The sequence below is a fragment of the Bryobacter aggregatus MPL3 genome (assembly GCF_000702445.1).
GTDB lineage: Bacteria > Acidobacteriota > Terriglobia > Bryobacterales > Bryobacteraceae > Bryobacter > Bryobacter aggregatus.
The window spans coordinates 2,958,242-2,971,268 of the sequence record NZ_JNIF01000003.1 but is presented as its reverse complement, the minus strand read 5'-3'; the positions used below and the strand labels follow the sequence as shown (position 1 = coordinate 2,971,268).

Sequence of the window (13,027 nt, the reverse complement as noted above, 5' to 3'; positions counted from 1 at the left end):
GATAGACTGGGCCCCATGCCGCACAGATTGCTGTTGTTGCCACTGATCGTGGCCTGCCTTGTGGCGCAGGAACCCGATCCCCTCGCCGGCTATCGCATGCCCACCTTCCTTCGCGTTGCTCCGGGTCAGGTGCTGACGCTGCATCTGGCCGGCTTTGCCTTAGGAGTGAACGAGCCCCAACTGGCTCCAGGCTCAGACCTGACCGCTCCACTGGCCGGAGTTCAAGTGTCGCTGCGGACCACGAAGACCCTCGCCGTGCCGATCCTCGGAATCGCTCCGACCAACACTTGCGGCGCAGTCTTCGTCGTCGGTGGATGCAAAGGCCAGCGGCTGTTGGCGATCACGATTCAGATTCCCTTTGAACTGGACACCGGAGAGGGTAGCGGCGTGATTTCGGTGAGTGAAGGAACAAACATCGCAGAGTACCGAGTGCGCATTGTGCCCGATCAAGCCCATGTCATCAGGGCTTGCGATGCACAGGCAATCCTGAACGGAACTTACCGGCCAGACTGCCGCAGCGCAATCACACATTCTAACGGCAAGCCCGTATCGGAGGAAGATCCGGCGCATGCAGGAGAGACACTGGTCGCCTATCTATACGGACTGGGACGGCCGGATGCACCCGTGCAAACCGGCACTCCGACGCCTGCGATCGCGCCGCGGGTCTCATCGCTATACTCCTTCTCTATGCTGATCCGAGCCGCGGTCCCCAGATGGTTTGACGCGCAGCCCGGAGCGATCTCCTCCGAGGTCCAGTTTGTTGGGATGACGCCGGGCAGCGTCGGACTCTATCAAATCAACTTCACGGTCCCAACACTGACAGAGGAGTCCGTTGCTTGTGTGGCAGCCGGGGATTTTACGAATGCAACAATCATTTTCCAGTTCCCAAACTCCAGCGCCGAAGCAAAATTCTGCATAGCAAAGTAAGTGCCAACCCGTTATAACTAGACTGTGCTTCCACTTCTTTTTCTTCTTGCCGCCGATCCACTCTGGACGGCGAAGCCGCTCACCGCGCCGCATCAATTCACGAAGGAGATTGAAGGGCCAGCCGTCGATCGCAACGGCAACATCTATGCGGTGAGTTTTCAGCGCACGCCCACCATCGGTAAGGTGACTCCCGACGGCACAGCGTCGCTGTGGATCGAGATGCCGGATGGATCACTGGGCAACGGCATTCGATTCGATCGCAAGGGCATGATGTTTGTCGCAGATTACAGCGGCCACAACGTATTGCGCATCGACCCAGCCACCAAGCAAGTGAGCGTCTTCGCGCACAACGCATCGATGAACCAGCCGAACGATCTCGCCATAGCGCCGGATGAAACGCTCTACGCAAGCGATCCCAATTGGCAGAATGGCACGGGGCAGATTTGGCATATCGATCACAAGGGCCAGATCAAGAAGGTGGCGGGCGATATGGGCACGACCAATGGCATCGAGGTGAGTCCTGATGGCAAGCGTCTTTATGTGAATGAGAGCGTGCAGCGAAAGATCTGGGTTTTCGACATCCAACCCGATCACACGCTCCAGAACAAGCGGCTACTGATCGAGTTTCCGGACTTCGGCTTCGATGGCATGCGCTGCGACAGCAAGGAGAATCTCTACGTGACGCGGCACGGCAAAGGCACGGTGGCAGTGGTTTCCCAGCAAGGCCAAGTGCTGCGCGAGATCGATGTCCTGGGCAAGAAGCCGACCAACCTGACCTTTGGTGGCCCCGATGGCAAGACCGTCTACGTGACGGAGGTTGAGCACGGCCGTCTGGTGAGTTTTCGCACCGATCTGCCCGGCAGAGAGTTTATCGAGGCGGCAAAGGATCGCTCCAACGGGAATCCCGGAGCAACTCCTCGTCGGTGAGCGAGTTCAGAAACGCGAGCAAGTCGGCACGGTCGCGATCGGTCAGCTCGAAAGGCCGCAAGATCGTTGACTTGTTCGGATGATTTTTTAGCCCGCCCTTGGCGTAGTGGCTCAGCACATCATCAAGTGTTTTGAGGCTGCCATCGTGCATGTAAGGAGCGGTGAGAGCGATGTTCCGGAGGCTCGGCGCGCGGAACTTTCCGACATCCTCGGCAACCTGGCTCGTCTCGTAGAGACCACGATTCGGCGCCGCGTAATCGGAAACACCGGTATTGAACATGGAGGAGGCGTCGCCGCCCAGGTTCCAACCGCCGTGGCATTGGAAGCAGCCGCCACGCTCGCTCGAAAAGTAGAAGAGCTCGCCACGCTTGGCCGCAGCAGAGATCGCAGAGGCTTCCCCGCCCCAGCGATAGCGGTCATAGGGAGAACGCATCGAGACAATGGTGCGCTCAAAGCTAGCGATTGCCTTGGTCAGATTCGGGAGTGTGAAGGCGTCCGCCTCGCCGGGAAAGGCTTGCGGAAAGAGGCGCTGGTAGCGAACGTCCGCACGCAGTATTGCCAGAAGCTTTGTCTCGCCGCCCTTGAGACCGAGTTCGATGGGCTTCTCGCCGAGCATTGGCACCAGCGCCTGCTCTTCCAGCGAATCTAAGCTGTTGTGCGCCCAGGTGAGCCGCTTGGCATAGGCGACATTGACCAGGCTCATGCTGCTGCGCGGATGTAACTCTCCGGTGGTCCCTTCCGACTGCGCCCGTCCGTCCGTGAAGGCCAGTTCCTGCCGATGGCAACTGCCGCAACTCGTTTTGCCATTGACCGACAGACGCCGGTCGTAGAACAGATAACGTCCCAACTCCACCTTTGCCGCACTCATCGGATTGGCCGCAGGAACCGGAGGAGCCGGAAAGCCCTTCGGCAGCTTCCAATCAAAGTCACTGGCCAATGTGAGTGCCAGCAGGATAGCAAAAGAGTTAGGCAACCAAAGCTCCTGTCTCCGTGGTGTCGTAACCAGCTAGAACTTCCAGCTTGCGCCGCAACGTGGCGCGCTGGAGCACGTCGAGAAATGCTTTGACCGCCGGAAGCTCTCCGGTGCGGCGGCGCATCACCAGATCGTAACGTTCGCTGTGGAGCGGAATGAAATCGAGACCGAAGGTTTGCGCCGCGGAACGGGTGGCCAGACAGACATCCGCGTCCAAGGACAGAACACAGTAGGCTGCCGCCAGATGTCCATAAGCGATGCGATCGAAGCCACGGACTTTCGCTTGCGGAATGCCTGCTTTTTCCAGCAACTGCTCCAGCAGGCCACGGCTGCCGGAGCCGGGTTCCCGATTGATGAACTTCACATTCTTCCGCGCCAGATCGTCAATCCGATTGATGTTTTTGGGGTTGCCGGAGGCCACCACCAAGCCTTCTTCCCAGCGGGCGAAGGTCACCACGAGGAAGTCCTCGTTTGGATATTCGTTGCGCAAGAAGGGCAGATTAAACTCACCGCTTTTCGCATCTTCCAGATGCGAGCCTGCGATGTGAACTTTTCCTTCTGTCAGCCAGGTCAGCGCCAGTTTGCTCGAAGCCGGAGCGGAGACAATCTCGACACCACTGATGCGCTCCACCATGCGGGAGAGAAGACCGGTGGCGGGGTCGCAACCTGCCAGAATCAGCCGCTTCTGGCTCGCCTCTTGCTTCTCAAACACCAGCAAATCCGCCTTCGCCGCTGACTTGGCCGGCGCTTTGACAATCCCATCCGCCTCCGGCAGATAGTAAGGCGTCGCGCTCACAGGAACACTCACCCAACGCGTGCCCACCTGGCAAATACGCATCGGCTGTCCTTTACTCACAGAAGTGGCACTGAGGACTTCGGCGGCAAAAGTTTCGGGAGACTTCGGAGCAGCGCCAGCCAGCGAGAACAACTCGTCGACGGTCACCTCAAGTTCGCGAGCCAGATTCAAGGCCAGTTCTGTATTAGGAACATAGGTGCCAGCTTCAATCGCATAGATCGTCTGGCGGCTGACTTCCACCCGCCGGGAAAGCTCCGTGGCAGTGACACCACGACTCTTCCGGATCTGACTCAGCCGATTCTCGACGCGCATTTTCACATCCGCTATTTTCGCAGTTGCACGACTTCCAGCTTGGTCAACATACGCACCGAACGTGCGCCAGGCTTGTCTTTCGGCACCACCAGACGAAAACGTCCCTGTGCGCCGAAAAGTGGTTTGCCGTTTGCCGTGTCGGCGAGCAGGATCTCATTGTCAATAAAGGCTGGATCCAGTTCGCCAATCGAGAAGACAACCTGATAGCCATCCTGCGCCTCAGCCAAAACATAGGTGGTCAGCGCTTTGCCGCGGAGCTGTGCGCCTTGCGGCACTCCGGCTTTCTTCAACACTTCATGAAGCCAAACCCCTTCGTAGGCGGTTTCCATTCCACTGCTATTGGTCTTGACTGCTGCGCGCGGCATCTTCGCCAAGTCCTCGGCGGATAGTGTCAGAGGCTGCGGGACAGCACCGCTGACCTGGACTGTGGGTGGGGCCTCCTGGGCAGAAAGGCCGCAGGCCAGCAGCAGAGCGCAAACAAAGCTACGTCTTGTATTCATGACACTGTCTTTCTAGTTTAACTCCTGATTAAAAGCGGATCTTCGCCACAAACTCAAAGACACGCGGATTGCCGGCGCTCGTGATGGAGCCAAAGGCGGCGCTGCCGAAACTGCCATTGGGATCATTCAAGGGAGGAGTATTCGATACGTTGAACGCTTCCGCGCGCAGTTCCAGTTGGAGTTGTTCCCGAAAGCGGAAAGTTTTCCCGAGCATCAGATCGGCGTTCTGGAGACCGGGGCCCCGCACGGGGTTGCGAGAGGAGTTGCCGATCACAAATTGCGGCACACTCACAAACGCAGAAGTGTCGAAATAGCGCGCAACACTCCGTCCGTCCAACTCATTCGGATTGCGGGTGCGATTCGGACGCTGGACCGCAAAACCAAGACTCGAATTATTGTTCGTCGCCTGTGTGACCGCGACGGTGTCGCCGGATTGGATCCGCAGCAGCCCTGCAATCTGCCAGCCGGAAATCTTCCACACTTTCGGAATTTCATAGACCCAGCCCATGGCGAAGACTCGCGGGATATCACCGCTCGACAGATCTTTTTCGAGATGGCGATTGTAGGCATCCGCCGCCCCCGTGTTGCCAAGCACAGGGCCGGTGAAGATGGTTTGCGAAAACACGCTCGAGGCGTCGTCAATCAGTTTCGAGTAGGTATAGACGGCATTGAGCGTGAGTCCTCGAGAAAGCCGCTTTTCCAGCTTGATCGATGCGGCGTGATAGCTCGAGTTGCCGACATTGTCACGAAAGAGCGCCACGTTGGTGAAGCGCGGATAGGGTCGCAGCAGTTGTTGCTGGGCCAGGGTGGCAGCGCCGAGTGAGGACGAGGCCGGAATCTGTCCGAAGTAGGGATTCGTCACACGAGTCAAAAGCGCGGTGCCCATCGAAAGATACTGCGAGGGGAGTTGGTTGATGTTCGCATCCGGAATGCCAAGCCGCGTGTTTTTGGAACCGAGATAGGCAGCTTCGACATTCCAGTTTTTGCCGATCGTTCTCTGGACAGTGAAATTCCACTGCTGCGAATAGCCGGAGCCATTTGTCCGATCAACCCCAAAGACACCCTGCCCAAGACCGGAGTTGGGATTGGGAGCAGTCACTTGAACCGTAGGGCCACTCGAGAGCGCAAAGGCGGCGTTGAGGTTATCTGGAGACTGCTGCCCAAGCGTTTGCACAAAGGGAAACTGGGGAATCGTAAACGGCGTCGTGATTCCACTTTGCTCAGAGAAAACCATGCCGTAACCGGAGCGGACCGTCCAATGGTTGCCCATCCGATACGCGAGCCCGACACGCGGACCGAAGTTGCAATACTCCAGATTGCGTGCGGTGTGAGGAAACTCGAGAAGCTGCGTATTCAGGTTGAACACGGCCCCTTGATTATTTCGCTCCGTCGAAGGAAAGTTGAGCGTGTAACGTGTGCCGATGTTCAGTGTGAGGCGGGGAGAGACCTTCCAGTCATCGCCAATAAAGAACTCTGCAATGTGCGCACGCGGCTCGATCACATTTTTCTGGATATCAATGCTAAAGGCATTCACTTGCCCCAGCAGGAGCGAAGCCAGTGCGTTGCCGCTTCCTGTCACAGCGGAACTGTTGGTGCCGGTTGTCGAGAACCCAAAAGAGCCTGTTGGGTTCGGAGGGTTGAGCACGCTCAGCGCCTCGCGGCGAATGTCCGCCCCGAACTTGATTGTGTGCCGCCCGCGAACCACGCTGACCGTATCGAGAAACTCAGTCACGGAGGTGCTGAACTTCGAGTTCGCTGCCGTCGTGGGCCCCAGTTGCTGGAAGCCGGCAACACTGAAAATGGGCAGTACCGAACTGAAGGAATTCGCGGGAAGTCCGGGAATGGTAACGCCCCCATTCTGGAGGGAGGTCTGATCTAAAGCGCGCCGCGAATAGCCGAAACGGAATTGATTCAGAATGTTTGGAGAAAGTACCCAATTGTAATCGCCCACAAGTGCATCCCCGCGCGTCACCGCATGTCCAATGACCCCTGAGCTGAGAGTGCCGCTGCCATCCGGGAGCGGAGTGACCGGGTTGTCATCGTCACGGAAGAAGGTATAGCGCGCAAAGACACGGTGCTTTTCGCCAAAGTAGCGATCGATGCGGAAGTCGGCTTGATCCTGATTGTCCGGCTCGGTCGCGGTACGGACAAAGTTATTCGCACCCGTGACATTCGGCAGTGGATAGTGCTGGAGCAGTTGCGCCGCGATCGGATCGATACGGCTTGCCGGGATTGTATTGTTGGGAAACTGCACGCGAGGCGAACTGAGCGGATCAAAGATCGCCTGCGTGAAGACACCCTGACGTTGCGTGAGCGTCGGGACGACACTGAAACGTGTGATGCCGGTGCGCAGCCTGGTCCCTTGCCAATCGGCAAAGAAAAAGGTCTTGTTCTTCTCGATGGGGCCACCTAAGGTGACTCCGTATTGATTGCGGCGGAACTGTGGTTTCGGTCCTGATTGGGCAAACAGGTTCCGCGCATTCAGCGCCTCGTTGCGAAAGAATTCGAAGGCGCTGCCGTGGAATTGATTTGATCCGGATTTGCCAATCACCATCACGGTGCCGCCATTGGAGCGGCCGTACTCCGGCGAGTAAGCATTGATGTTCAGCTTGAACTCCGCCATGCCGTCAATGATCGGGTAGTAGACCACTTGTCCAGGCTCCGGTTGCAGGACACTGATACCGTCGTAAATGTATTCGTTCGTGCGCGGCCGGCTGCCATTGATGCGGGGAAGGAATTGGCCGTTGGGCAGCGCCACCCCCGGCGCCAGCGTAACGAGAGGAATGAAGTTGCGGCCATCCAGCGGAAGAGTGAGAATTTTACCCTCGTCCATATGAAAGCTCAGCTCACCGCTTGCAGTTTGCAGCAGCGGCGCCGCAGCCGTGATTTCGATGGACTGGGAGGGCTGCCCCACTTCGAGCGTGACATTTAGCAGAGTCCGGTCCGCGAGTCGCAAACGAATTCCGGTCTGGCGGTAGCGCCGAAAACCTGGTTGCTCCACCTTCAGGAGATATTGCCCCGCAGCCAAACCCAGCAAATGATACTCGCCGCGCTCATCGGTGCGTGTGGAGGATCGGGTCGCGGTGGCCTGATCTTCCACTTCGACCAGTGCCTTCGCAATCGGAAGGCCAGCAGGGTCTTGGATCGCACCGAAGAGTTCCGAACGGCCCGCCTGGGCAAAACCCGGGACCGCGCACAGAATACAACAAAGAAATTGCCGCAGCATGAATGTCGTTCAAGAACGACTCAGTCATGTTATCACGACGATTCCCGCTTCCTGCCGCGCGATCCGAACTCCCTCTCGAAACAAAACGGGCAGGAGAAGCATCTTCTCGGTATGAAAGCCACTACTACCACCAAAGGCAAAGCGAAGGTTGAAAAAGCGATCCACAGCGATCTGAAAGCAGCCAAGCCAGCCGATACCATCGGATCGAATGAATCTCGAGGGCGGAACAAGAAGAAGGGCCGTTAAAGCTACTTCTGGCCGTTAAGAGGCGCGATCGATTCATAGACGATCGCAGCGAATTGCGCGAGGTCTAGCATCTCGCTAGCCGCTCGCTGCGATTGCCGTAGGTATCCTGCGTTTTGAAGCCAAGCGGTGAGAACCGAAGTGCTGAGTGGACGGTCTGTCGCAGAGGCCGGAATTTGCCATGTTTTTCCGGCAAAGGACAGTACTCTTGCTAGTTTTTCGGCAGCGTTGCGCTGAGTGAGTTTCTCCTCTTTGCTTGCCTCGTAGCCAGGATTGAGACCGCGTGCGCCCAGCCACTGGAATGCTGCAAAGGCCGGATCCTGAAAGTGGAGATCCCCATAAAAGGTGATCACACCCCGCCGTTCAACGAGCAAGGTCTGCAACGCATCGACCGGCACACGCCGGAGGGGAACTTTGCGGTCGATCGCAAGATGAGCCGCAATGCCGCAAGCCTCGCCTAGGGCAATGAAAACAGGCTCCATGCGCAACGCATTGTAGGCGACGTGGCTGCAGGAACAGGCCACAGGCACCAGCAAACCATCGATCTTCTGCGGCACTACCACTCCATAGGGAACCTGAAAAGGTTCATGCTCGACGAAGATATATCCCTCTCGAACACCGGGGTGAGCCGGATCGTATTTATGATGTCCATGCGGATCAAAGGCCCATTCAATCACTGCAATGGAGGTTGGCTGGACACGGGTGCGTTGCAGCTTGGGATCGACATCGGCGTCGCGCTCCGTCAGAATGGCATCGCCCAAAATCCGGCGGCCTTGCCGGACATAGACCTGCCGCGGAATATGCTGATTGGAAGGCCATTCTTCCTTGTGCCAGCCATATTGGAGAGCATCCTGGCGAACAGTCTCCGGCACTTCCGGGTCGTTTTGTAAAAACCAGATCAAGCCAACATTGTGCGTACGGTAGCGCTCGTAGATTTTGCGCCGGGCCGCAGGCGAACTCGTTGGCCAAGCCCAACACTCCTCAGCTAGATCCAGCGATTCACGGGGAATTCCCGTATCGGGATGTGCGTGATCGCTATTCAATTCAAAGCGGCCATTCGGCATCGGATAGACCTGGATGACATCGCGGAAGCGCTGAATTTTGCCGGCGCGGAGATCTTCAAGGGTCAAAGCGTAATCGGCACGCTGGTAGCCATTGGGCTTCTCGATAGGGATACGCTTGGCCGGATCGTTCGTGACATGAAAGCGGAAGCAAAAAGCCTGAGTCGCCTGGTCGGCTTCGCCAGTGGAACCGGGTAGCAATGCAGTGTCGCGGAAGCGCATATAGATTCGGCCCGCGTGCGCTTCCTGATACTCGCTGCGACTTTCGCGCCCGATGCGAAAGGGCACCTTCGCCATTGCGGCGAGATCGCCCTCATAGGTCGCATCGATGAATACGGGCGCGCGCAAATCAATCCGGGTCCCTGGATCTTGGCGGCTCTCCAATGTGATGCGCGTGAGCTGATTGCGATCAACTTGCGCCGCCACCAGTTCGTGGCGCAGCAGCAATCGGATACGCGGAGCTTCGCCCTCGATCATTTGATGAAAGATCTGTTCGGCGGCACTCGCTTCATACCAATACCCATCGCGGCAAAGCTTCAGGTTCGGCTTTGCTGGATCGTTTCTGTCCTGCTCTTCATAGCGTTTGACCACGCGCCGCGTGAACTCGTAGAACAACCCACCGACGGCCTGCCGCTTTCCGATATCGGCATTGGTCAAGCCATTCGAGACAATCCCGCCGATGTGATCCTCATACTCACAAAGAATCACCGAGCGCCCCAGACGCGCAGCACTCACCGCTGCACCAATTCCACCGGGCGTTGCGCCGTAGATCACCACATCCGCCTGCTGGCTGGAGGGTGCAGCAAGCGCGGCGTGCAGTGAGGGCAAAGTGCCTGCACTCCGTATGAACGTTCGACGTGAGAGCGGTTGTCTCATTTGGTTCTCCTGACCTCACCGAGTCACTTGTGCAGGTAAAGGTAGCGGTGCAGAAGAACGATCTGGCCGCAATGATACGTGTTGTGGCTCGCCACCCCCAGGAGCATGTGGCCGATGTCGTAGGCCCGTCCTGGCACTTGCTCATTAATTTTTTTATCTTCGAGGGTTGCGGTGCGCTGGATGAGCCGTTCACTGCAATCGCGAAAGCGCCGGAGTTCCATCTGCCAACAAGCTTCCGAAAGATCGGGAATCGGCTCCCAACCCAGACGCTCTGCTTCTTCATTCGATGGGAGAGGTTTGCCTTGGAGAGCGTCGAGCACCGCCTCATGCCATGCGCGCATGTGCTGGATCAATTGCCAGATCGAATGGCTGGCAATCGGCGTCTTCGCTCCGGATTTTGAAGCATCCAGGCCATGGAGCACCTCATAGATAGCGGGTCCGTGCCAGCCTTCATGGAAGACGGAGCGGCGAATTTGTCCGGCGATGCGGATGGACAGGCGCACTGGGTATGTGAGATCCGGTATAGGAATCGTAGCAGGACTACAGGGAGTGACTGGCAGCAGGCCCGGGTGATTCTGTGCCGGAAGTGAAACAATCCACGCAGTTGCGGCCGGACCGAAGGATGGTTCCCTCACCACTCCACACCACAGAGTCTCGAAATTGGAATCGGAATGACAAGGCCGGCTCGGGCGCTACGCGGATGTCAGCTTGGGCAATGAAAAGTGTCATATGGGGAGAGGTTCGATAGACTGTGTAGTTTCGATGCTATTGGAAATGAAATCGGTGCAGAAACGCTTTGGGGGCGTGACAGCACTTCGAAACGGCAACCTCGCTGTGCGCGCGGGGGAAGTTCATTTGCTGATGGGGGAGAACGGCGCCGGCAAAAGCACGATGATGAAGATCGTCGCCGGAATGCAGCGCCTCGATGGTGGGGAGATGCTGTTTCGCGGGCAGAAGGTGGATTTCCTCAATCCCAAGGAGTCGGCCGCCAGCGGAATCGCCATGGTGCACCAGGAAAGCCTGCTCGCGCCGCATTTGAGCGTCGGCGAGAATATTTTCCTTGGCCGTGAGGAAATGGGCGGCTTTGGTATTGTCAAGCGGGCCGCCATGATGGAGCGAGCCAGCCAGTTGATTGAGCAACATGGATTCCCGCTCCAAGCCAACTGGAAAGTAGAAAAACTCAGCCCAGCCGGACGGCAACTGGTTGAGATCTGCCGCGCCATCGCCAATGGCACTTCCCTCCTGATCTTTGACGAACCCACCTCCAGCTTGAGCGAGGGAGAAACCAAAGCAGTCTTCGAAATCGTACAAAAGCTAAAACAGAAAGGCGCCGGTGTGATTTATATCACGCATCGCCTGGAAGAGCTTCGGACACTGGGCGATCGGGTCACGGTCTTGCGGGATGGTGCAACCGTACATTCTTGCGACATGTGCGACTTGAGCCGTGCACAATTGATCCAGCACATGGTGGGAAGGGATCTGGGAGCGATGTATTCGCGAGAAGCACTGCCGCCCGGTACAGAACTGTTGCGGGTGGAAGGACTGCGGCGAGGAGAAATTCTACGTGATCTCTCTCTGACAGTGCGCGCGGGAGAGATCGTGGGATTGGCCGGATTGATGGGCGCAGGGCGGACGGAGCTTTGCCGGGCCATCTTTGGCATCGATCGATTCGAAAGTGGAACGGTGAGCGTCGGCGGGAAAGTATTGAGCCTGCGTTCGCCACGCGATGCCGTCAAGGCGGGCATTGCATTGATTCCTGAAGACCGGCAACGAACGGGCTTGGCTACCCAGCTTCCCGTTGGTTGGAACCTTACGCTGGCCAGCGTCGGAGCGCATGCCCCGATGGGCATCCTGAACAAAGCGGCGCTGCGCGAAACCGAACAGAAGTACATTGAAAAATTGCGGATTAAGACCGACGGGCCCGGGCAGAAGAGCGTGCGGCTGAGCGGTGGGAACCAGCAGAAGATTGTGATCGCCAAGTGGGTGGCCCAAGGCGCCCGGGTCTTTCTGTTCGATGAGCCCACACGCGGCATCGATGTGGGAGCGAAAACGGAAGTGTTTGAGACGATGGACGAGTTAGCGCGGCAAGGCGCCGCAGTGCTGATGGTATCGAGTGAACTCCCCGAATTGATTCAGGTAGCCGATCGGATTCTGGTCATGCGGCAAGGAAAGATCACCGGAGAACTCCCCGGCAAAACGACACAGGAAGAGATCATGGCACTGGCCGCGTTCGAGGAAGAGGCGAAGGTATGATTCAACGGCTGCTCCCGTTTGGAACCCTCATTGTTTTATTTATCACTCTCTGCTTTGTCCCTAATTTTCTCAGCGAGACAAATCTATCGAGCGTCATCCGCCAGACAGCCGTGATCAACATCATGGCGCTGGGGATGACCATGATCATCATCACCGGTGGAATCGATCTCAGTGTCGGCTCCATCCTGGCCATGGGTGGTTTGCTCGGCACCATGGCGATGGCAAAAGGCCAGCCCATCGCGATTGGCATCCTCGTCGGCATCGCGACAGGCGCATTCTGGGGTTTCCTCAACGGCTATCTCACCACGCGCCTCAAGATCAATTCGTTTATCGTGACCTTGGGCACATTGGGCATCATCCGCGGCTTGACGCTTGTCATCTCGAACGGCTTGCCTGTACATGATATTCCCCCCGCTTTCAGCTTTCTCGGAGAGGGCACGGTCCTCGGAGTACCGTTTGTTCTCTGGGTACTGATGGCTTGCGCGGCCATTGTGCACTTTATCCTCGAACACACCAAACTCGGCCGCTACAGTTTTGCAATTGGCAGCAATCCCGACGCCGCATTCTACGCAGGCATTCCAGTGGCCTTCCACGTCACCTGTGTCTACGCCATTGGCGGCGCACTCACCGGCCTGGCGGGCATGATTGAAGCCTCTCGCCTGATGACCGGCCAACCCACAGCCGGACAGGGCTATGAACTCCAGGCCATTGCCGCAGTGGTCATCGGCGGCGGCAGCCTGCGCGGCGGGGAGGGCAGTGTGCTTGGCACCCTTGTCGGCGCCTTCATCATGGGTTTGCTTTCCAACGGAAGCGACCTGCAGGGCATTTCTCCGTACTGGCAGCAGGCAATCATCGGCGCCATCATCATTCTGGCAGTGAGCGTAGACGAGTTCCGCAAACGGCGCGTTGTCTAGAAGCGAAACGCGGGGCTTT

Annotated in this window: 11 protein-coding genes; 5 read left to right on the top strand and 6 right to left on the bottom strand. The window is 57.6% G+C overall.

Annotated elements, in window-relative coordinates; all coding sequences use genetic code 11:
* Nucleotides 1-15 precede the first annotated feature (15 nt).
* Entirely contained in the window at nucleotides 16-927 is a 912-nt protein-coding gene (locus M017_RS0113895; protein ID WP_031498659.1) for a hypothetical protein, read from the top strand.
* A gap of 24 nt (nucleotides 928-951) precedes the next feature.
* Complete coding sequence (locus M017_RS0113890) at nucleotides 952-1,854, top strand: SMP-30/gluconolactonase/LRE family protein (protein ID WP_051670068.1); 903 nt, start codon at nucleotides 952-954, stop codon at nucleotides 1,852-1,854.
* On the opposite strand, the gene M017_RS0113885 is transcribed toward M017_RS0113890, so the two are convergent.
* The 4 genes from M017_RS0113885 to M017_RS0113870 are packed head-to-tail and all read right to left on the bottom strand — an operon-like array spanning nucleotide 1,796 to nucleotide 7,661.
* Nucleotides 1,796-2,827 (bottom strand): MbnH family di-heme enzyme, encoded by a 1,032-nt coding sequence (locus M017_RS0113885; RefSeq protein ID WP_031498654.1) that lies wholly within the window; start codon nucleotides 2,825-2,827, stop codon nucleotides 1,796-1,798. The genes M017_RS0113890 and M017_RS0113885 overlap by 59 nt on opposite strands.
* On the bottom strand, nucleotides 2,820-3,935 hold the full coding sequence (locus M017_RS0113880; protein ID WP_031498652.1) for a substrate-binding domain-containing protein: 1,116 nt from the start codon (nucleotides 3,933-3,935) through the stop codon (nucleotides 2,820-2,822). The genes M017_RS0113885 and M017_RS0113880 overlap by 8 nt, the downstream gene beginning before the upstream one ends.
* Before the next feature lie 11 nt (nucleotides 3,936-3,946).
* Entirely contained in the window at nucleotides 3,947-4,435 is a 489-nt protein-coding gene (locus M017_RS0113875; protein ID WP_031498650.1) for a molybdopterin-dependent oxidoreductase, read from the bottom strand.
* A 28-nt stretch (nucleotides 4,436-4,463) separates the two neighbouring features.
* Nucleotides 4,464-7,661 carry a TonB-dependent receptor gene (locus tag M017_RS0113870; RefSeq protein ID WP_031498648.1) on the bottom strand — a complete coding sequence of 1,066 codons (3,198 nt, stop codon included), beginning with the start codon at nucleotides 7,659-7,661 and terminating at the stop codon, nucleotides 4,464-4,466.
* Between the two features lie 111 nt (nucleotides 7,662-7,772).
* Here M017_RS0113870 and M017_RS30435 point away from each other — a divergent pair, with 111 nt between their 5' ends.
* A complete protein-coding gene (locus M017_RS30435; RefSeq protein ID WP_272945392.1) occupies nucleotides 7,773-7,907 on the top strand; it encodes a hypothetical protein in 135 nt (44 codons plus the stop codon).
* Between the two features lie 2 nt (nucleotides 7,908-7,909).
* Here the strand turns inward: M017_RS30435 and M017_RS0113860 are convergent, their stop codons facing one another.
* Complete coding sequence (locus tag M017_RS0113860) at nucleotides 7,910-9,793, bottom strand: FAD-dependent oxidoreductase (RefSeq protein WP_051670066.1); 1,884 nt, start codon at nucleotides 9,791-9,793, stop codon at nucleotides 7,910-7,912.
* A gap of 71 nt (nucleotides 9,794-9,864) precedes the next feature.
* Nucleotides 9,865-10,344: a DinB family protein gene (locus tag M017_RS0113855; RefSeq protein ID WP_031498645.1), complete on the bottom strand. Its 480-nt coding sequence runs from the start codon at nucleotides 10,342-10,344 to the stop codon at nucleotides 9,865-9,867.
* A 280-nt stretch (nucleotides 10,345-10,624) separates the two neighbouring features.
* On the opposite strand from M017_RS0113855, the gene M017_RS0113850 reads away from it, so the two are divergent.
* Together M017_RS0113850 and M017_RS0113845 are read left to right on the top strand one after the other, a co-directional pair.
* Nucleotides 10,625-12,094 carry a sugar ABC transporter ATP-binding protein gene (locus tag M017_RS0113850; protein ID WP_238325890.1) on the top strand — a complete coding sequence of 490 codons (1,470 nt, stop codon included), beginning with the start codon at nucleotides 10,625-10,627 and terminating at the stop codon, nucleotides 12,092-12,094.
* Nucleotides 12,091-13,008, top strand: coding sequence for an ABC transporter permease (locus M017_RS0113845; RefSeq protein ID WP_031498642.1), 918 nt, complete (start codon nucleotides 12,091-12,093; stop codon nucleotides 13,006-13,008). Before M017_RS0113850 ends, M017_RS0113845 begins: the two co-directional genes overlap by 4 nt.
* Nucleotides 13,009-13,027: the final 19 nt, after the last annotated feature.